Annotated in this window: 16 protein-coding genes and 1 tRNA gene; 6 read left to right on the top strand and 11 right to left on the bottom strand. The window is 71.0% G+C overall.

Translation table 11 applies throughout. The features are described from left to right. Position 1 precedes the first annotated feature (1 nt). The 4 genes from ACFYYF_RS36800 to ACFYYF_RS36785 all read right to left on the bottom strand — a co-directional run bounded on the left by ACFYYF_RS36800 (position 2) and on the right by ACFYYF_RS36785 (position 4,474). Positions 2-74 (bottom strand) — tRNA-Arg (locus ACFYYF_RS36800). A gap of 96 nt (positions 75-170) precedes the next feature. Beyond that, complete coding sequence (locus ACFYYF_RS36795) at positions 171-872, bottom strand: ScbR family autoregulator-binding transcription factor (RefSeq protein ID WP_388782752.1); 702 nt, start codon at positions 870-872, stop codon at positions 171-173. A gap of 156 nt (positions 873-1,028) precedes the next feature. Next, positions 1,029-3,044 (bottom strand): IclR family transcriptional regulator C-terminal domain-containing protein, encoded by a 2,016-nt coding sequence (locus ACFYYF_RS36790; protein ID WP_388782749.1) that lies wholly within the window; start codon positions 3,042-3,044, stop codon positions 1,029-1,031. A 155-nt stretch (positions 3,045-3,199) separates the two neighbouring features. Continuing rightward, positions 3,200-4,474 carry a M6 family metalloprotease domain-containing protein gene (locus ACFYYF_RS36785; protein WP_361689866.1) on the bottom strand — a complete coding sequence of 425 codons (1,275 nt, stop codon included), beginning with the start codon at positions 4,472-4,474 and terminating at the stop codon, positions 3,200-3,202. A 407-nt stretch (positions 4,475-4,881) separates the two neighbouring features. Between ACFYYF_RS36785 and ACFYYF_RS36780 the strand changes: the two genes are divergently transcribed. Both ACFYYF_RS36780 and ACFYYF_RS36775 read left to right on the top strand, forming a co-directional pair. Continuing rightward, entirely contained in the window at positions 4,882-5,526 is a 645-nt protein-coding gene (locus ACFYYF_RS36780) for a TetR/AcrR family transcriptional regulator (protein ID WP_361689869.1), read from the top strand. A gap of 338 nt (positions 5,527-5,864) precedes the next feature. Beyond that, positions 5,865-7,409, top strand: a complete 1,545-nt coding sequence (locus ACFYYF_RS36775; protein WP_388782746.1) for an MFS transporter — start codon at positions 5,865-5,867, stop codon at positions 7,407-7,409. A 307-nt stretch (positions 7,410-7,716) separates the two neighbouring features. On the opposite strand, the gene ACFYYF_RS36770 is transcribed toward ACFYYF_RS36775, so the two are convergent. Further along, entirely contained in the window at positions 7,717-8,226 is a 510-nt protein-coding gene (locus tag ACFYYF_RS36770) for a MarR family transcriptional regulator (protein ID WP_361689875.1), read from the bottom strand. Between the two features lie 137 nt (positions 8,227-8,363). Here ACFYYF_RS36770 and ACFYYF_RS36765 point away from each other — a divergent pair, with 137 nt between their 5' ends. Beyond that, positions 8,364-9,170 (top strand): class III extradiol ring-cleavage dioxygenase, encoded by an 807-nt coding sequence (locus tag ACFYYF_RS36765; RefSeq protein ID WP_365482514.1) that lies wholly within the window; start codon positions 8,364-8,366, stop codon positions 9,168-9,170. Between the two features lie 103 nt (positions 9,171-9,273). Here the strand turns inward: ACFYYF_RS36765 and ACFYYF_RS36760 are convergent, their stop codons facing one another. Next, the gene (locus ACFYYF_RS36760) at positions 9,274-9,798 is read right to left on the bottom strand and encodes an N-acetyltransferase family protein (RefSeq protein WP_365482516.1); all 525 of its coding nucleotides are present in this window, start codon (positions 9,796-9,798) and stop codon (positions 9,274-9,276) included. 169 nt (positions 9,799-9,967) lie between these two features. Here ACFYYF_RS36760 and ACFYYF_RS36755 point away from each other — a divergent pair, with 169 nt between their 5' ends. Then, entirely contained in the window at positions 9,968-10,966 is a 999-nt protein-coding gene (locus ACFYYF_RS36755) for a sigma-70 family RNA polymerase sigma factor (protein ID WP_361689884.1), read from the top strand. A gap of 718 nt (positions 10,967-11,684) precedes the next feature. On the opposite strand, the gene ACFYYF_RS36750 is transcribed toward ACFYYF_RS36755, so the two are convergent. Next, positions 11,685-12,668, bottom strand: a complete 984-nt coding sequence (locus tag ACFYYF_RS36750; RefSeq protein ID WP_388782741.1) for a helix-turn-helix transcriptional regulator — start codon at positions 12,666-12,668, stop codon at positions 11,685-11,687. 62 nt (positions 12,669-12,730) lie between these two features. On the opposite strand from ACFYYF_RS36750, the gene ACFYYF_RS36745 reads away from it, so the two are divergent. After that, complete coding sequence (locus ACFYYF_RS36745) at positions 12,731-14,380, top strand: MFS transporter (protein WP_388782739.1); 1,650 nt, start codon at positions 12,731-12,733, stop codon at positions 14,378-14,380. A 117-nt stretch (positions 14,381-14,497) separates the two neighbouring features. Here the strand turns inward: ACFYYF_RS36745 and ACFYYF_RS36740 are convergent, their stop codons facing one another. The 3 genes from ACFYYF_RS36740 to ACFYYF_RS36730 all read right to left on the bottom strand — a co-directional run bounded on the left by ACFYYF_RS36740 (position 14,498) and on the right by ACFYYF_RS36730 (position 17,902). Continuing rightward, the gene (locus ACFYYF_RS36740; RefSeq protein ID WP_388782736.1) at positions 14,498-15,247 is read right to left on the bottom strand and encodes a DUF6227 family protein; all 750 of its coding nucleotides are present in this window, start codon (positions 15,245-15,247) and stop codon (positions 14,498-14,500) included. Between the two features lie 256 nt (positions 15,248-15,503). Continuing rightward, entirely contained in the window at positions 15,504-16,553 is a 1,050-nt protein-coding gene (locus tag ACFYYF_RS36735; RefSeq protein ID WP_388782733.1) for a P1 family peptidase, read from the bottom strand. Between the two features lie 113 nt (positions 16,554-16,666). After that, positions 16,667-17,902, bottom strand: coding sequence for a low temperature requirement protein A (locus ACFYYF_RS36730; protein ID WP_388782731.1), 1,236 nt, complete (start codon positions 17,900-17,902; stop codon positions 16,667-16,669). 106 nt (positions 17,903-18,008) lie between these two features. Here ACFYYF_RS36730 and ACFYYF_RS36725 point away from each other — a divergent pair, with 106 nt between their 5' ends. Then, positions 18,009-18,191 carry a hypothetical protein gene (locus ACFYYF_RS36725; protein WP_339129897.1) on the top strand — a complete coding sequence of 61 codons (183 nt, stop codon included), beginning with the start codon at positions 18,009-18,011 and terminating at the stop codon, positions 18,189-18,191. A gap of 91 nt (positions 18,192-18,282) precedes the next feature. Here ACFYYF_RS36725 and mscL read toward each other — a convergent pair whose 3' ends face one another. Further along, the gene (mscL, locus tag ACFYYF_RS36720) at positions 18,283-18,759 is read right to left on the bottom strand and encodes a large conductance mechanosensitive channel protein MscL (protein ID WP_361683787.1); all 477 of its coding nucleotides are present in this window, start codon (positions 18,757-18,759) and stop codon (positions 18,283-18,285) included. Positions 18,760-18,761: the final 2 nt, after the last annotated feature.

Below are 18,761 nucleotides of genomic sequence, written 5' to 3'. Positions count from 1 at the left end.
GTGCCCCCGGCAGGATTCGAACCTGCGACACCCGCTTTAGGAGAGCGGTGCTCTATCCCCTGAGCTACGAAGGCGTGCGGATCGTGTGCGATCCGGTAGCTAGCGTAGCGGATACCGGGTGTGGGCTGGGAAGGTTCCCGTTCGTGCAGGTGGGGTGGGGTGGGGTCGGGTCAGTTGGCCGGGAGGTTCGAGAGCGCCGGGCGGGTCAGGTGGAGCATGCGGGTCAGCCACAGGGTGCCTGTGTCCTGGGGGGAGCGCGGGGCCGAGGCCTGTCGCGGATGAGGGGGGCGTACGGCGGGGTCCGCGGGGAGGCGGGGTAGGGCCGTCGTGCCGGTGATCATGGACAGCATCAGGGCGGCCGCCGCCCGGACGTCGACGTCGGGAAGCAGCGAGCCGTCCTTCCGGGCCCGGCCCAGGATCCCGTGCAGGGCCCCGAGCCAGTTGATGTGACAGTGCAACGAGGGGTCGTCCGGGGTTCTGATCTCCTGGGCCAGACGTGCCCCCGCACGCACGGTCATGTCGGTTTCGAGGAGGTCCACCAGCGTGTGCGCCATGGCGGTGGCTATCTCGAACGCCGGCGTCTCGCGCCGCGCCAGGGTCCCCAGTGCGGCCTCCGACGTCGCGCAGGCCTGGGCCTGGACGGCACGGGCCAGGTCGGACTTGGCCGCGAAGTGGAAGAACAGCGCGCCCTTGGTGACCTGCGCCTGCTCACTGATCGCGGACAACGTGGCCCGTTCGTAGCCGGACCGGTCGAACACGGTCGAGGCGGCCCGGATCAGGTTGCGCCTCGTCCGCTCGGACCTCTCCTGCTTCACCACGACGCGACCACCCGGACGCTCCTTGTCGTTCGGCTGCTGTTCGTCCTGCCGCAAGCGACGCTAGGAACCTGCTTTTGGATCTGTCAACGGGGCCCCTCTCCCACAGATCATCTTCGCGCCAGGTGATAACTCCCTTGCCTGCATGGGTGGTTGAAGAGTGAAGGAGGGGGGAGGGCGGTTGGGAGGGTTCGATTCCGGTGGGGGATCTCCTCAGGTCCGTGGCACCCGGCGGAAGCGGCCCGCGATGTGCAGGTCCGCCTCGATGCGTCTCGCCGTCGCGCGCAGCTCGGGCAGCACCTCGCGCACGCACGCCTCGGCGGTGCGGCGGCTGCTGTGCATGGCCACGTTCACCGCGGCCACGGTCCGCCCGGCGCGGTCGCGCAGCGGGACGGCGACGGACCGCAGGCCCTGCTCCAACTCCTCGTCCACCAGGGCGTATCCGGCCGCCCGCACCCGGTCCAGTTCGGCCCTGAACCGCTCCGGGTCCGTGATGGTCCGCCCGGCGACGGTCCCGGGCGCGCCGGCCATCGTCTCCATCGCCTGGGCCACCGGAAGATCGGCCAGGATCGCTCGCCCCAGGGAGGTGGCGTACGCGGGCAGCCGCGTGCCGACGGTGACGCGGACGCTCATGATGCCGCGCGTGGAGACGTGCCCGGTGTACTGGATCTCGTCGCCCGTCAGCACCGCGAGCGACACCGAGTCGTGCAGCCGCTCGGAGAGTTCGGTCAGATGCGGGGCCGCGATCTCGGGGAGCGTGGTCCGTGAGAGTGGCGGGAAGCCGAGCCCCAGGACGCGCGGGGTGAGACGGAAGACGCGGTCGTGCGTGGTGACGTAGCCGAGGTGTTCCAGGGTGATCAGGGCGCGGCGGGCGGTCGCGCGGGCGAGTCCGGTCGCCTGGGCGACGGCCGTGAGGGTCAGTTCGCCGCGGCCCTCGCCGAAGGCGGTGATCACGGTCAGCCCCCGTGCCAGCGACTCGACGAACTCCCGCCCCAGTTCCTGCTTGGAGGCGCCGGTCCAGTCCGCGAGCCCGGAGGGGGTCGTGACGGGTGTGCCGGAGGGGGCGGTGGCGGCCGCCTGGCTGGTGGCGGCCGTTCCGCCGATTGTGGCAGCGGGGGTGGTTGTAGTCGACGCGGTGACCCTTCCCGTGGGTTCCGCGCTTCCCGTGGGTTCCGCGCTTCCCGTGGGTTCCGCGCTTCCCGCGGTGCCAGGGTCTCGTACGGCTCCGGCGTCTCGTACGGCTCCGGGGCCCCCGGCGGGGTCGGGCTCCCCGGCGGTGTCGGGGCCTCCCGCGGTGCCGGGGCTCCCCGCGGTGCCGGAATCCCCCGTGCCTCCCGCACCCCCGGCTTCGTCCAGCGCCAGCGCCCGTTCCATCTCGGTCACCGCCGCCCGCAGCCGCGGCAGCAGCGTCTCCCGCAGGTCGGCCGCGCTGTGCCGGCTCGTATGGCTCACCACGTTCACCACGCAGGCGATCCGGCCCGCCTCCCGCACCGGCATCGACAGCGCGACGAGGCCCGGTTCGATGAGCTGGTCGTCCGAGGCCCAGCCGGTCCGGCCCGCTTCGGCGGCGCGCTCCTCGAAGTCGTCGCCGAGAGTGGGGCGTTGAGAGGCCGGCAGCGCGGACGAGGCGGCCGCCCCGCCCTCGTACGGTCTGCTCCGCGCGGGGACGGCCGGGAAGCCGCGGTCCTCCGGGTCGGCCGCGCGGCGCTCCCGCCAGCGCGTCCACTCCTCCTCGCTCCACTCGGACGCGAACAGCGGGCCCGGAGCGGTGCGTTCGGCGGGGAGCAGGTCGCCGATGCGGAAGCTCAGCGACATCGCGCGGCGCCGGGTCGACTGGTGGATGAAGCGGATGCCGTCCCGGTCGCCCACGGCGATGGACACCGACTCGTCGAGTTCGTCGGCGAGCGCGTCGGCGTGCGCGTCCAGGACGCGGGGGAGCCGGAGCGCGGCGAGATAGGCGTTGCCGAGTTCCGTCAGGCGCGGGGCCAGTACGGCGTCCCGCCCGTCGAGGCGTACGTACCCCATGCGTGCCAGGGTCGCCATGATCCGGTCGACGGTGGACCGCGCGAGCCCGGTGGCCCGTTCGAGTCCGCTCAGACTGGCCGAACCGTCCGCCTCGGTCAGCCTCCGCAGGACGGCGATCCCCCGGATGAGCGGCGTGACCGCCTCTTCCGGCACCTCCGCCCCCGCCCCCGCGGCGGCGGCCCCGGGCACCTCGGCCCCGGGCACCCCGGCCCCGTTGTCCGGCCCGGCCGATTCCCGGCCCGACGCCGTGGCAGACAGAGGTGCGGCCTGCGGTTGCCGCGGCTTGGGACCCGATGACATGGAGCTTGATGGCATGAGTTCTCCGGTGGGGCTCTCGGAGGAGTCCCGCCTCCCGATGGTCAGCGGCGCGTCACGTACACCCGATACTTCCCCGCGGAGTCCGCCGACGCGACCTGGACGGTGAGTCCCGCACGGGGGGCCTTGAAGGTCTCGCCGGGGGAGAACGGAGCGTCGGAGAGTTCCGCCTGGACGTTGGGCGAGCGGGTGCACCCGCCGCTGTCGCGACGGGAGTCGTACACCGTGACGGGCCCGTTCCCGGTGTCCACGTCCGCGTCGACCTTGTAGATGAGGACGCCGGGGCGGCAGACGGCGGAGTCGTTGCCCGCGCGGGTGCGCAGTTCGAGGACGTAGCCGCTCCGGGTGCCGTCGGGTATGACGACGAGCTTGGCGCCGCCCTTCCTGGCCAGCGGGGTGAGCGTGTACTCGCTGGTGCCGCGGGCCGCCGCGCAGGCGACCTGGGAGGCGTCGAGCCAGCCGAGCTTCCACTTGTGCCAGCCGAGCAGGTCGTTGTCGGCCCCCCAGTCCTCGCTCATGATGTCCCAGTGCCCGACCGCGCCGCCGCCGTCCTGGGTGTAGAGGTCGGGCAGGCCGAAGGTGTGACCGTTCTCGTGCGGCAGGACGCGGTAGCCGGTGTCGGCGTAGGAGCCCGAGCCGTCGTCCTGGCGGCTGTAGACGAAGGACGCGTTGGCGACCGGGACGCCGTCGGCCACCGGTGCCTCCGTGTTGCCGGCGAAGGTCACGGACAGCACGGTGTCCAGCGCGGAGGGCCCGGCATTGGGGGTGACCAGCACGTTCAGGATGTCGTACGACCGGAAGTCGACCTCCGGATCGGCCGTGGCCACGATGTCCTGGACCAGTTCGCGGTACCCGGGGTCGAAGGGCGCGCCGCGTTCTATCCCGTACGCCTTGAAGGGCTTGGGCATCCGCAGCCAGTGCTTGACGGGGGCCTCGGGGCGGTAGTCGAGGCGGCCGTAGGAGGAGGTGCGGAACCATTCCTGCGTCTTCGGGAAGAACTCGTCGTACCGGGCGCGGGCGCTGCCCTTGCCGGGCGCGTCGGAGAAGTCGACCATCAGCGTCAGGGCGCGCAGGGTGCCGGTGGAGCGGGCGTATCCGGGTGCGGTCGGAATCCCTTCGCCCATCTGGACGTCCGACGGACCGTTGATCATGCAGGGGCCGAGCGCCGTGGAGCGGGCCAGCGCCGCGGAGCCCGCCGTGGCGGAGCCGGCCGTCAGGTGTCCGGTCCCGGCGGACGTGCTGACCGCCAGCGTCAGCACGGTCACCGTGACCAGCGCAGCCACACGGCGCGGGCGTATGCGGCGGCTGGACGGCTGCATGCGGGGGCCCTTCGCTCCACGGCAGCCACCGGTGTCCGACTGCACCCTTTCGATCACCCTGAGTCGCCGACGCGCCGGGCGCGCGCTGAATGAGCCCGATCGGGTTTCGCCGCGGAGCCCGGTTGGGTTCCTCGGCGGGGCCCCGTTGGGTTCCTCCGCGGGGCCCGGTCGGGTGCCTCCGCGGGAGCTCCATCGGGTGCCTTCACGGGAGCCCGATCGGGTGCCTCCGCGGGAGGTGGAAGGGCGGGGAAGGGCGAGGAAGAATGAATGTGACGCAGGTCACATCATTCTCTTCCGGGTCCGGGAAATAACCGGGGACCGTCTCCCCGTTTAGCCATACGTCCGAGCGAAACGGGGACCGAATCCCCGGATCGCAATCAGCTCCGAGTCGCTTCGAGGAGTACGCCGTGGAGACCGCAACCCCCGTGCAGCGCCGAGTGGCCCGGCCCCGTGCCGACGCCCTGCGCAACCGGGAGCGGATCGTCGCCGCCGCCCGCGAGATGTTCGTCGAGTTCGGCGCCGACGTGCCGTTCGACGAGATCGCCCGCCGGGCCGGTGTCGGCAACGCCACGGTGTACCGCAACTTCCCCGACCGCGACGCCCTCGCCCGCGAGGTCGTCTGCTCGGTCATGGACCGCACCTCGGAGTGGATCGAGGAGGCGCTCGCCGAGGAAGGCGACGCGTTCGAGGTTCTGAGCGGCTTCGTGCACTTCGCCGCGGACGAGCGGATCGGTGCCCTGTGCCCGATGCTCTCCGAGAACTTCGACCAGAACCATCCCGACCTGGTCGCCGCACGCGACCGGATCACCGAACTGATCCAGCGGCTGATGTCCCGCGCCCGTGAGGCCGGACAGCTCCGCCCCGATGTCGAGGTGGGCGACCTGATGATCGCCGTCAGTCAGCTCACCAGGCCGCTGCCGGGCACCGGTTGCCAGGGCATCGACCGCTTCGTACACCGTCATCTGCAGCTTTTCCTGGACGGGATGCGGGCCCCGGCCCGTTCCGAACTGCCGGGAGTGGCCGCCACCGTGGAGGGACTGCGACAAGTGTGACCGACACGGCGGGCGCCGTGACCGATCGGCCGACGGGCCGATGAGTCAGGCACCGGACGCCGGTCAGAACCTGTGACCCCTGCTCGCATCCGACAACTCGCGACGCACGAATCATCGTTCGCACATCACGACGCACGAATCATCGTTCGCACGACACGACGCACGACCCATCGTTCGTAGACCACGACGCACGCATCACACGCGTCACTCATGACTCGCACAGCCGCATAGACGCATAGCCACATAGCCGTACTGAACTGCCTTTCCGGCCGTCACCGACGACGCGCCGTCCCCTTTCACTGCATTTTTCGCTACGAAGTCCCGGAGTGGGTACCCCCATGTCTGAAACAGGCACGTCCAAAGCAATTCCGGATCCAGCGTCCGACGCGCACAGCAACCGCTGGAAAGCGCTCGTCTTCATCGCGCTGGCCCAGCTGATGGTGGTGCTCGACGCCACGATCGTGAACATCGCCCTGCCCTCGGCCCAGCAGGACCTCGGCATCTCCGACGGCAACCGGCAGTGGGTCGTCACGGCCTACGCCCTCGCCTTCGGTGGTCTGCTCCTGTTCGGCGGCCGTATCGCCGACATCTGGGGACGCAAGCGGGCGTTCGTCGTGGGCCTCGTCGGCTTCGCCGCGGCCTCCGCGCTCGGTGGCGCGGCGCAGAGCGGCGCGATGATGTTCGGCGCCCGCGCCCTCCAGGGTGTGTTCGGCGCGCTGCTGGCGCCCGCGGCCCTCTCGCTGCTCGCCGTGATGTTCACCGACGCCAAGGAGCGCGCCAAGGCCTTCGGCATCTACGGTGCGATCGCCGGTGGCGGCGGCGCCGTCGGCTTCATCCTCGGCGGTGTCCTCACCGAGTACATGAACTGGCGCTGGACCTTCTTCGTCAACATCCCGTTCGCGATCATCGCCGCGGCCGGCGCGTACTTCGTCATCCGTGAGCCCAAGGGCGGCCGCAACCGTTCGCCGCTCGACATCCCGGGCGTCGTCCTGTCCACCCTCGGTCTGGTCTCCCTCGTCTACGGGTTCACCCGCGCCGAGTCGAACGGCTGGAGCGACTCCCTGACGGTGGGCCTGTTCGTGGCCTCGGCCGTGCTGCTGGCCGCGTTCGTCCTCACCGAGTCCAAGGTCAAGGCCCCGCTGCTGCCCCTGCGTGTGGTCCTCGACCGCAACCGCGGCGGCGTCTACCTCTCCCTCGGCCTCGCGATCATCGCGATGTTCGGCACGTTCCTCTTCCTCACCTACTACCTGCAGATCGTGAAGGGCTACTCGCCGATCTCGACCGGCTTCGCCTTCCTGCCGATGATCGCGGGCATGATCACGGGCTCCACGCAGATCGGCGCCCGTCTGATGACCCGCGTCGCGCCGCGGCTGCTGATGGGCCCCGGCTTCCTGGTCGCCGCGCTCGGCATGCTGCTCCTGGCGCAGCTGGAGATCGGCTCGTCGTACGCGTCCCTGGTGCTGCCGGCGATGCTGCTGCTCGGCCTCGGCATGGGTACGGCGTTCATGCCGGCCATGTCGCTGGCCACGCACGGCATCGAGCCGCGTGACGCCGGTGTCGCCTCGGCGATGGTCAACACCTCGCAGCAGGTCGGCGGTGCGATCGGTACGGCCCTGCTGAACACGATCGCGGCCTCCGCGACCACCGCCTACATCAAGGACCACATCGCGGGCGCCGGCACCAAGGCGCAGCAGCAGCTCGTCCAGGCCGAGGGCATGGTCCACGGCTACAGCAACGCGATCTGGTTCGCCGTCGGCATCCTCGTGGTCGCCGCGGGAATCGCCTTCACCCTGATCAACACCGGCCGTCCGGACGCCTCCGCGGTCGCCGGCTCGGGCGAGGGCGCGGAGGACGAGGTCAGGGTGCCGGTCGTCGCCCACTGACGAAACCGGCGCAGACTCCCTTCGGGTACTTCGCGTACGGACGCGGGGTGGGGACGCCTCGTCCGTACGACTCCGGGGACTGCCCCGGCTCCCAGCACGGGGAGCCGGGGCAGTCCCGCGTCCCGCCACCTGCTCCGAACAGCGGGCGCGGGCCTGCCCGGTGGAGCATGCCGCAGCCGTGCAGCCGTGCAGCCGTGCAGCCGTGCAGCCGTGCAGCCGTGCAGCCGTGCAGCCGTGCAGCCGTGCAGCCGTGCAGCACTGGGCTTCCTCCGACCCGAACCGACTCAACCGCCCCGCCGGGCAGGCACTAGCGCAGCCAGGGCAGATCCGCGCCCGCGTCCTTCGGCTGGAGCCCCTCGGCGATGATCCGCATGGCCTCGCCGAAGGCCTTCCGCTGGTCCGGTCCGAGGCGGTCGAACAGGGCCTGGCGCACGGCGGCGACATGGCCCGGCGCGGTGCGCTTCAGCACCTCGTAGCCCTCGTCGGTCAGGACGGCGAACTGGCCCCGCTTGTCGGAGGGGCAGTCCTCGCGGCGTACCCAGCCGTTCTTCTCCAGCCGCGCGACGGCGTGCGAGAGCCGTGAGCGGGTGATCTTCGCGTTCATGGCCAGCTCCGTCATCCGCAGCCGGCGGTGCGGCGCCTCCCCGAGCTGCACGAGCAGGCCGTAGTAGATGTGCGGCATGCCCGCGTCGCGCTGGAGCTGACGGTCGAGGTGGTCCTCCAGGAGGGTGGTGGCGTGCATGTACGCACGCCAGATGCGCTGTTCCTCGTCGGTGAGCCAGCGCGGCTCTTCAGCGGGAGCGGGTGCCGTGTCCATGTACTCCACTGTACGAGGTCCTTCTTGAAACTTAAACAAAACCCCCGTAGTCTCGACGTGAGAACTTGAGACTTTAAGCAACTGCTTCAAAGGTCAAGCACTGCCGCCGTACGATGGAATCTCCGGAGGGAGCCGCCATGTCAGCCGCCACCGAGGAGCGCCCCGCGCCGGAGCGCATGCCCGCCCTCTATCTCAGCCACGGTGCCCCGCCGCTCGCCGACGACCCGGTCTGGCCCGGCCAGCTCGCCGCATGGTCGGCCGGCCTGCCCCGCCCCAAGGCGATCCTGATGGTCTCCGCCCACTGGGAGGAGGCCCCGCTCGCCCTCGGCGCGACCGAGACGGTCCCGCTCGTCTACGACTTCTGGGGCTTCCCCGAGCACTACTACCAGGTCACGTACGCGGCCCCCGGCGCTCCCGCGCTCGCCGAGTCCGTACGGAAGCTGCTGCGCGCGCCCGGTACGCCGGTGCAGGACATCCCGGACCGGGGGCTCGACCACGGCGCCTACGTCCCGCTCAAGGAGATGTTCCCCGAGGCCGACATCCCGGTGCTCCAGATCTCCATGCCGACGCTCGACCCGGTCCGGCTGTTCGAGATCGGGCGGAAGCTCGCGCCGCTGCGCGACGAGGGCGTGCTGATCGTCGGCTCCGGCTTCTTCACCCACAATCTCGCGGCCCTCAGGCACACCGGCGGGGGAGTGCCCACCTGGTCCAGCGAGTTCGACGACTGGGGGCACCGCGCGCTGGAGGCCGGTGACGTGGACGCGCTCCTCGACTTCGAGCGCAAGTCCCCGGCGGGCCGCCTCGCCCACCCGCGCACCGAGCACTTCGCCCCGCTCTTCGTGACCATGGGCGCGGCCGACGCCGTCGGGGGGCTGGACGGGCAGCGGTCCGTGATCGACGGATTCTGGCTGGGGATGGCCAAGCGGTCGGTGCAGTTCGGCTGAGTGTCCCAGCGGCTGGGTGCCCCGGTGACTGAGTGACTTAGTGACTGGTCGGGTGGTCGGGTGAGCGGCGGACGGGCCCGGTCCCGGGTGTCCGGGGCCCGTCCTAGTGGGTGAGTTCCTTCTCGTACCAGGCGACGTCCCAGTAGCGGCCGAACTTGCGGCCGACCTCCCGGTACGTGCCGACGTGCCGGAACCCGAAGCGTTCGTGCAGGCGCACGGACGCTTCGTTGGGCAGTGCGACACCGGCGTAGGCCCGGTGCAGGTCCTCGGCGGCGAGCGCCGAGAAGAGCGCTTCGTAGAGGAGGGTGCCGACGCCCCGGCCTCCGGCGCCGGGGGCGACGTAGACCGTCACCTCCACGGAGGTCGCGTAGGCGGGTTTGGCGCGAAAGGCACTGGACGTGGCGTACCCCAGAATCACCTGTGAATCCGCCTCCGTGGCAACCATCAGGCGGTGCGGTCCGTCTTCAGGGTGGGAGAGCAGCCACGGACGGCGTTCCTCCGGCGTGAAGACAATGGTGTCGAACGTGATGGGCGTCTCACGCACGTAGTGGTTGTACAGCTCCGTGAGTGCGCCGAGATCAGCCGCCACTCCCGGCCTGACCTGCACATCTGTACGTTCTGACCGCATCGGCCCTCCCAAGTGGTGCGACAGGGTACTGCATGATCAGAAAAATCAGAGGGCGGGTTGGGAATTCTGTCCTGATTCCAGTCGTTGTTTCCATCGGATGCCGGGCACCCGGAAGGGTGAAACCGGATGTCCCGGACCACCCGCAAGCCCACCACGCAAGGGAGCACGCATGGCAACCCGTGCCGTCGCCCGTCGTCAGTCCGCCACCGGCGGGACCGCCGACGCGGCACGCAGTGTTCGCGCCGGAGGCGGCGAAATCGCCGATCGCGACCTGGTCGGCATGTACCTCGACGAGATCGCGCGAACACCGCTGCTCGACGCCGCCAAGGAAGTCGAGTTGTCCCAGGTCATCGAAGCGGGTGTGTTCGCGCGGCAGATCCTCGACGGTGAGGCGGAGGCCAAGGCGGACGCGTCCCGCGAGGAGCTGGAGGCCCTGGTCGCCGACAGCGAGCGCGCCAAGGACGTCTTCATCCGCTCGAACCTGCGGCTGGTCGTCGCCGTGGCGCGCCGTTACCCGCGCAGCGGCCTGCCCCTGCTCGACCTGATCCAGGAGGGGAACGCCGGCCTGGTGCGCGCGGTCGAGAAGTTCGACTACCGCAAGGGCTTCAAGTTCTCGACGTACGCCACCTGGTGGATCCGTCAGGCCATCACCCGTTCCATCGCCGACCAGTCGCGCACGATCCGCCTCCCCGTCCACCTGGTCGAGGAACTGGGCAGGATCCGTCGCGTGCAGCGCGAGTTCAACCGTGAGAACGGTCGCGAGCCGGAGCACGCGGAGATAGCGGCCGAGCTCGGCACGACGCCGGAGCGCGTCGGCGACGTGCTCGACTGGGCCCGCGACCCGGTCTCCCTGAACATGTCGGTCGACGACGAGGGCGAGACCCAGTTCGGCGACCTGCTGGAGGACACCTCCGCCGTGTCGCCCGAGCAGTCGGTGCTGACACTGCTGCGCAGCGAGGAACTGGACGATCTGATCGGCCACCTCGACCAGCGCACCGCCTCCATCATCAAGATGCGGTACGGCATCGACGACGGCCGGGAGCGCACCCTCACGGAGGTCGGCAAGGAGCACGGGCTCACGCGCGAGCGCATCCGCCAGATCGAGAAGCACGCCCTGCTCGAACTGAAGAAGCTGGCGCGCGACACCGGATTCGACGCGGCGGCGTAACGGCGACGGGACAGGCGGAGCGCACGGGGCGGTCCGGGCGAGCGGGGTGAGTGGGCCGTACGGGTTCATTCACCGGGCGGGCACCGGACCCGCTCCGCCCAGTCCGCGCACGGGCACCCCCGCCACGTTGGCCACAAGTCGACCAGACATGGCCATGTAAGGCCGCTTCAATCCGCCGGGCCCTGGGAACAAGACCTCAGGGCCCACGCTCCGGGCCCCGTCCGAGCAGAAGAAGCGAACAGCAACACCGAGCGGAAGTCCCGAACGGAAGCCCACCCGAATGGAGACAGGCCGCTCCCGAGAACCGAGTCCCGACGCTCACCCCCCCCGCGCCGGGACTCTTCCAGAGTCGAGCTTCGGCGCCTCCCCCCCCGGCGCCGGAGCTCGACTCCTTTTTGCTCCGAGCCGGAGCCGGGGCCGGAGTCGGGGCGGGGGCCGGGGGCCGCGGGGGCTGAGAGGGAGCCGGGAGCAGGGAGCGGGGGCCTGGAGGGTGGGGCCTGGTGTCGGGGGTGGCGCCTGCGGGGACGCATGAGGAACGGTTCGACGAGGGCCGGGGTGCGCGAGGGTGGGCGCGGAGGGATTCCGGGCAGTATGGGGGCGGGCCACCCCGAACCTGAACCCCGGGGTGACCCGGATGGCAGATTCTGCCACAGCGACATAACCTGCCGTCGCCGACGGTCCACCGGGTGTCACCACCCCCGTGGAGTGCTGCCGACCGTCAGGCGCCGTCAGTCTGCGGCACTCCGCCCGCCCGGCTCAGCCGTGCACCCAACTCCCTTACGTATTCCACAAGTTCTCTCGGTTCCCGGACCGTGAAGTCGCAGTCGACCATCGCGATCCGCACCGCGAGCCACTCCACGGAGTCGCTGGAGGAGGCCCGCAGCCGGCAGGTCCGCTCGTCGACCGGCTCGGGCGCGCCGACCCACGTGGGCACGCGCTCCGCGACGAACTCGGCCGGGGCGGCGAAGGTGACGTCGAACGTGTAGGTCTCCTGGCGCCCGTACATCGACCGCCGCAGGAACTCGGCGGCGTCTCCCGTCGGCAGTTCGCGGGGCGTGAACCGGGCCCCCGTCGCGAACGGTTCGCTCACCCGGTCGACGCGGAACGTCCGCCAGTCGTCGCGGTCGACGTCGTACGCGACGAGATACCAGCGGCGGCCGGTGGAGACGAGCCGGTAGGGCTCGGTCAGCCGCCGCGACGGTGTCCCGTCCCCCGAGCGGTAGGCGAACCGCAGCCGCTCCGGACCCGCGATGGCCGACGCGATCACGGTCAGCGTCTCGGGGGCGATACTCGCCCCGTCCCCGCTGGTCAGCGGAGTGGTCGCGGCCTGGAGCAGGGACACCCGGCGGCGCAGCCGGGACGGCAGCACCTGCTCCAGCTTGGCGAGCGCCCGTACGGAGGCCTCGTCCACGCCCGCGACCGCGTGCCCGGCGCCGGCCCGCAGACCCACCGCGATCGCGACGGCCTCCTCGTCGTCGAGGACGAGCGGGGGCATCGCGGTGCCCGCCACCAGCCGGTAGCCGCCGTCGGCCCCCTTGGTCGCCTGCACCGGATAGCCCAGTTCACGGAGCCGGTCGACATCGCGCCGGACCGTGCGCCGGGACACCCCGAGGCGCTCGGACAGCTCGCCGCCGGGCCACTCGCGGGGCGTCTGGAGGAGGGAGAGGAGCTGGAGAAGCCGGGCCGGAGTATCGGTCGTCATGGTTTCCAGGGTGCCGGAGAACTAGGACATGATCTGACCTAATCGGGTTCTATGTTGGTCGCATGACCTCCACCGAGACCCCTGAGACAGCTCTCAGCAGCCCGGCGCCCGGCGCCGCGGCCGACCGACGGCGCTGGTTCGCCCTCGCCATCGTGATGACCGCGGCCTTCATGGACCTGGTCGACGTCACGATCGTCAACATCGCGATCCCCTCGATCCAGCACGACGCGGGCGCCAGCTTCAGCCAGATCCAGTGGATCACCGCGGGCTACGCACTGGCCTTCGCCGCGGGACTCGTCACCGGCGGGCGGCTTGGTGACATCCACGGCCGCAAGCGGCTCTTCCTCCTCGGCGTGGCCGGCTTCACGGTCGCCTCCGCGCTGTGCGGCTTCGCGGTGAACCCCGAGATGCTCGTCGCCTCGCGCCTCCTCCAGGGCGCCATGGCCGCGATGATGGTGCCGCAGGTCCTGTCGATCGTGCACGCCACCTTCCCGGCGCACGAACGCGGCAAGGTCTTCGGCCTGTTCGGCGCGATCGTCGGTCTGGGCGCGGTCTCGGGTCCGCTGCTCGGCGCGCTGCTCACCGAGTGGAACCTGTTCGGTCTGGAATGGCGGCCGATCTTCCTCATCAACCTGCCGGTCGGTGTCGTCGCGCTGATCCTGGGCCGCCGCTTCATCAGCGAGTCCAAGGCCCCGCGGGCCCTCAAGCTCGACCTCGTCGGCGTCGCCCTCGTCACGCTCGGCCTGCTGATGCTGCTCTACCCGCTGACCCGGGGCCGTGAGCTGGGCTGGCCGCTGTGGGGGCACCTCTCGATGGCCGGCTCCCTCGTGGTCTTCGCGGCGCTGGTGGCGTACGAGAAGCGGAAGACGGCGCGGGACGGTTCACCGCTGGTCGAGCTGTCGCTGTTCAAGGTGAAGAGCTTCGCGGCGGGCATCGCCGTGCAGACCGTCTTCGGTGTGTCGCTCGGCATCTTCTTCCTGGTCTGGACGCTGTACATGCAGACCGGACTGGGCTGGAGCCCGCTGCGTGCGGGTCTGACCGGAGTGCCGTTCTCGATCGCGGTCTCGGCGGCGGCCGGCATGTCCGTCCAGCTGCTCGTCCCGCGCTTCGGGCGCAAGGTGCTCCAGGCCGGCGCCCTGATCATGGCCCTGGGTGTCCTGATCTACATCTGGGAGTCCGACCGCTACGGCATGGACATCGCCTCCTGGCAGATGGCCCTCCCGCTGGTCGTCATGGGCGCCGGCATGGGCTTCATCGTCGCGCCGCTGACGGACGCCGTGCTCTCCGGCGTGCCGCGTGAGCACGCGGGTTCGGCCTCGGGCCTGATCAACACCGTGCAGCAGATGGGCAACGCGCTCGGCCTCGGCCTGGTCTCGGTCGTCTTCTTCGGCGAGATCGGCGACCGGCTGACGCTCGCCCAGGTGGGCCCGGCCTTCGTGAACGCCTTCCAGCACGCGCTGGGCTGGGTCGCCGCCGTGCTGATCGTCATCTTCCTGCTGATGTTCGCCCTGCCCAAGCAGCCGGCCCAGCACATGGAAGGCGCACAGGACGACACGGACACCCGGGACCAGGGCAAGGAAGACGCCCAGGATCACGGCAAGGGCGACAGCCGGGTCCAGGGCGGGATTCAGGATCAGGGCAAGGAGGACAGCCAGGATCAGGGCAAGGACAGGGACAAGGACAAGGACCTGAAGCCGGAGTTCGTCGGCTGATCCCTGTCCCGGGCGGCGCCCCGGAGGCGCCGCCCGGTTCCGGCACCACCCGCACGACGCGGAGGTCCGAACGGGGAAGGGGCCCGGCACCTCAGGTGCCGGGCCCCTTCCCCGTCGTCAGCCCAGTCGCGCCGCCCGGCGCTCCATCGCGTCCCGGGCCGCGTCCTCGCTCGCGTACACCTCGCACATGTGCCGCCGGTCCGGCGTCGCCGTGTGCTCGACCTCCCACAGGGAGATCTCCTGCCCGTCGCGCAGCAGGAACGCGTGCTCGTAGAGCGAGAAGCACAGCCCCGCCTGCCCCGCGCGGCACGGACGCCCGAAGGCCTGCGTGATCTGGTGCGCGAACGCCTCCCGCAGCAGCAGCGACGTGAGGTCGGCGTCCGGCCGGTCCGGGTTCTCCGCACGCCGCAGGAGCCGGCGCGCGTGATCGGCGGAGTCGTCCGGCACGTAGGTGTGACGCGGCTCGGGGACCGGCGACAACTGCATGAACACCGGCAGCTCGAAGTCCGGAGCGTCCGGGGGGAGCGGCAGCCGGGCCGTGGCGGTGCGCAGCTCCTCCTCGTCCACGTACACCTCGTGCTGGGCGTCGTGACCGGCCGCCGTGTTGTGCACCAGCTCCCACAGCGTGACGGTGGACCCGTCGGCGAGCAGCCAGGTGTGCCGGTACGTCTCCCGGTGCAGCCCCGCGCTGTGGTGCGCGGAGTGCAGCGAACTGTCGTGCGCCAGCGCGCAGTCGAGCCGCCGTATCGCCTCGTCGGGCAGCTCGAACGAGTTCAGGGCGCGGCCCAGAAGTCGTGCGAGATGCTCCTCCGGAGACTCGGGCGACTCGGGTGGTTCGTACGCTGCCGTCTCGTACGGAACGCTCAAGGTTTCTCCCGGCGTTGCTGCATGTCACCTTGTGGGTGCATACCGTAGCCCCTCGGTCGGACATCATGTCCGCGAACCGAGAAAACGTACGGACCCAAAACGGGCGGACCGTGCGGTCAGTTCCCCCGCGGCTCACCAGGTCGTCAAAAAGCCCTCGTCAGGCGGCACTTCCCGCGGTCCACGCGCGCCGCGAAAGGTTCAGGCCCGTCGCGCTCATTGTCCTGCAAGGCGCCCTTGCCGCACCAGTTCCCGGGCGCTACGACATCCGGTCCCCCAACCCGCCCTCCCCGTAAAGCTCTTCGTACGACGGCCACGTTCCGCCCGGCCCGTCCACCGATTCCGCCGCGCGTACGGCGCGCACGATCGCGCGCGTCACCAGGTCGGCGCCCGCCGCGAGGATCTCGTTGAGCGCCAGGGGATTCCCGGCGTCGAGCGGCCGGTCGCCCGTGGCCAGCGCGAACACCGTGTCCCCGTCGTTCAGCAGGTGCACCGGCCGCACGGCACGCGCGATCCCGTCGTGCGCCGTGCCCGCGAGCTTCTGCGCCTGGGCCCGCGTCAGAGCGGCGTCGGTGGCGACGACGGCGAGCGTGGTGTTGAGCGGCGGCGGCGCGTTCCGCGCGGCGGCCTCCGCGAGCCGCAGCCGGGCCGCCTCGCGCACCCCGTCCGACGGGAACTCCGTCAGCCCCCGCGTCAACTCCCCGTACAGCGCCCCCGTCTCCGGCTCCACCACCGAGCCCACCGCGTTGGCCACCACCAGCGCCGCCACCGTGACACCGGACTCCAGCAGGGCACTCGCCGTCCCGACCCCGCCCTTGAGCGCGCCGGCCACCGCGCCCGTACCGGCGCCCACTCCGCCCTCGCGCACCGGAGAGCGCAGCCCGCTCGCGTCGGCGGCCTCGACCGCCGCGCGTCCGGTGGAGGCGTCCGGCCGCGCCCGGAAGTCGCCGCCGCGCCCGAGGTCGAAGACGCAGGCGGCCGGCACGACGGGCACGACGTGCGTCGGGTCCGGTCCCACCCGCACCCCGCGTCCCCGCTCCTCCAGCCACGTCATCACGCCCGACGCCGAGTCCAGCCCGTACGCGCTGCCCCCGGTCAGCACGACGGCCTCGATCCGCTGCACGAGGTTGCGCGGGTCGAGCGCGTCCGTCTCCTTGGTGCCGGGCCCGCCGCCGCGCACGTCCACGGCGGCGATCACACCTCCCTCGGGAGCGAGCACCACCGTCGTCCCGGTGAGCCAACCGTCCCCGGTGCGCGTCGCGTGCCCCACCCGCAGACCCACGACATCGGTCAGAGCGTCAACTGTCATGCGCCCAGTCTTCCCCGGCCGCGGCCGGGGACTCGGCAGCGTGCCCGCGCGCCGGACACCTCCCGGACGCTTCGCGCTCCGGCCTCCCGGACACCTCGCGCGCCGGACACCCCCTAGGCTCTTCGCGCCGCTCCGGCCGCCGCTTCCCGCGTCACCATCCGCGTCGTCATCACGACCCCGACCGCCACGGCCAGTGCGGAGACGATCCCGGCGGCGAGGACCGCCCAGTCGCCCAGGAAGGTGCACAGGATGACGAGCAGCGCGGCGGTCGGCAGCACGAGCTGCTGGGCGATGCCGACCTTGAAGTAGCGGGAGTGCAGCACCCAGACGGCGAGGAAGTACAGGGCGGTCGGCAGTGTCACCGCGGCGGACGCCGAGAGGGCCGAGATGTGCGCCGTGCCGACCGCTTGCTCGACCGCGACCTCCAGGCCCGCACCGATCGCGGCGGCCGACGCGAAGATCAGATAGTGGCCGTACCCCCACAGGAAGGCCTGTCCGTTGGACCGCAGATGGCCGTGGATCGGCACCACGAAGTAGATCCACCAGGCGGAGAACACGATCAGCAGGCCGCCCGCGGCGATCGGGAGCAGCTCGCCCAGCGCGTCGTGCTCGTCGACGGCCGACTTCACCGCGACGGTGGCGGCGGCGATCGTCTCGCCCAGCACGATGATCGTGAACAGTCCGTACCGCTCGGCGATGTGGCGCGGATGCCAGGACGTGGTGAAGTCCTTCTCCGCGAACAGCGGGACGCACAGTTCGGCGACGGCCACCACCAGGAAGACCCACGGGCGGCCGCCTTCCGGGGCGATCAGCAGGCCGAGCCAGCCGATCTGGCACAGCAGCACACCGCCCGCGTACCGCAGGGCCATCGTTCTCTCGGGGCCCTCGGTGGACCGGGCCACCCGCAGCCACTGCGCGATCATCGCGAACCGCATGATCACGTAGCCCAGCCAGACCACCAGGAAGTCGTGGTTCTCGAACGCCTTGGACACCCCGGCCGCGAGCACCAGGACGCCGGCGATCTGGACCAGCGTGACGATCCGGTAGAGCACGTCGTCGTTGTCGTAGGCCGACGCGAACCAGCTGAAGTTCATCCACGCCCACCAGATGGCGAAGAAGATCATCGCGTAGTCGAGGATGCCCTCGCCCGCGTGTCCCTCCGCCACGGCGTGCACCAGCTCGGCGCCCGCCTGGGCGATGGCCACCACGAAACACAGGTCGAACAGGAGCTCCAGCGGCGACGCGACCCGGTGCGCCTCGTCGCGGCCGCGGGCGGTCATTCTGCGCAACGGCCAGTGGCCAGGGGACCGTGGGGTCGAGGCGGATTCCGGAGCGGAACGGGAGGTCATAGCGCCAAGCACAGCAGAAAAGCGCCGGAAATTCTTGTGAATGCCTTCACAAGCGCTCCTGGGTCGACCGGGTCGGCCCCACGCCCCCGCGGCGTACGCTTGGGGCATGAGTCCCGCCCCCGCCCCCGAACCGCGCGATCCGAAGCCCGCACTGGTCTTCGACGATCCGTTGAACCAGCAGTCCTCGGACGATACGGACCGTGGGTGGGGCGAGCGGGCCGACGGCACCGGTGACAGTGCCGCCGACCTCAAGCGCTTCCTCGACGAGAAGCCGCCCCACCACATCTGAGTCCGGCCCCGGGCGCCCGCGACCCGGGAAGCGCGCGCCCCGGTCTCCCGGCGCCCGCCGGTCTCCCGGGCGCACGGCCACGGCCTCGCCGTCAGTACTCGCGGCGTCCCTGTCCCTGACCGCGCTGGGCGACCAGCTCGTCGCGGATCTGCTTGAGCACCTCCAGCTCGGACACCTCGATGACCTCCTTCGTGCCCTCCTTCGCCTTCTGGCGGGCCGCCTGCCGGGCCAGGAACTTGGCCATCGGCAGCACCATCAGGAAGTAGACGACGGTGGCGGTGATCACGAAGCTGAGCGTGGCGCCCAGCACCGAGCCCCACATGATGCGGATGCCCGTGGCGTCCGCCCCGCTGCCGGTGCAGGGGCTCTCCAGGCAGGAGCTGTAGTTGTCGAGGTTCTTCGTGCCGACAGCGCCCACCAGCGGATTGATGATGCCCTTCACCACGGCGTTGACGATGTTGGTGAAGGCCGCGCCGATGACCACGGCGACGGCCAGGTCGATGACGTTGCCGCGCATCAGGAAGGCCTTGAAGCCCTCCCAGACGCCGGGCTGCTTGTTGTCGCTCACTA

Source organism: Streptomyces sp. NPDC001914 (genome assembly GCF_042891215.1).
Lineage (GTDB): Bacteria > Actinomycetota > Actinomycetes > Streptomycetales > Streptomycetaceae > Streptomyces.
The sequence above is the reverse complement of the archived record's forward strand: the minus strand, read 5'-3'. Positions and strand labels throughout refer to the sequence as shown.

Bases quoted from the DNA above. Each gene is read 5' to 3' on its own strand.
- ACFYYF_RS36785 (WP_361689866.1), bottom strand. From the start codon at position 4,474: ATGCAGCCGTCCAGCCGCCGCATACGCCCGCGCCGTGTGGCTGCGCTG.
- ACFYYF_RS36775 (WP_388782746.1), top strand. From the start codon at position 5,865: ATGTCTGAAACAGGCACGTCCAAAGCAATTCCGGATCCAGCGTCCGAC.
- ACFYYF_RS36770 (WP_361689875.1), bottom strand. From the start codon at position 8,226: ATGGACACGGCACCCGCTCCCGCTGAAGAGCCGCGCTGGCTCACCGAC.
- ACFYYF_RS36765 (WP_365482514.1), top strand. From the start codon at position 8,364: ATGTCAGCCGCCACCGAGGAGCGCCCCGCGCCGGAGCGCATGCCCGCC.
- ACFYYF_RS36760 (WP_365482516.1), bottom strand. From the start codon at position 9,798: ATGCGGTCAGAACGTACAGATGTGCAGGTCAGGCCGGGAGTGGCGGCT.
- ACFYYF_RS36755 (WP_361689884.1), top strand. From the start codon at position 9,968: ATGGCAACCCGTGCCGTCGCCCGTCGTCAGTCCGCCACCGGCGGGACC.
- ACFYYF_RS36750 (WP_388782741.1), bottom strand. From the start codon at position 12,668: ATGACGACCGATACTCCGGCCCGGCTTCTCCAGCTCCTCTCCCTCCTC.
- ACFYYF_RS36745 (WP_388782739.1), top strand. From the start codon at position 12,731: ATGACCTCCACCGAGACCCCTGAGACAGCTCTCAGCAGCCCGGCGCCC.
- ACFYYF_RS36735 (WP_388782733.1), bottom strand. From the start codon at position 16,553: ATGACAGTTGACGCTCTGACCGATGTCGTGGGTCTGCGGGTGGGGCAC.
- ACFYYF_RS36730 (WP_388782731.1), bottom strand. From the start codon at position 17,902: ATGACCTCCCGTTCCGCTCCGGAATCCGCCTCGACCCCACGGTCCCCT.
- ACFYYF_RS36725 (WP_339129897.1), top strand. From the start codon at position 18,009: ATGAGTCCCGCCCCCGCCCCCGAACCGCGCGATCCGAAGCCCGCACTG.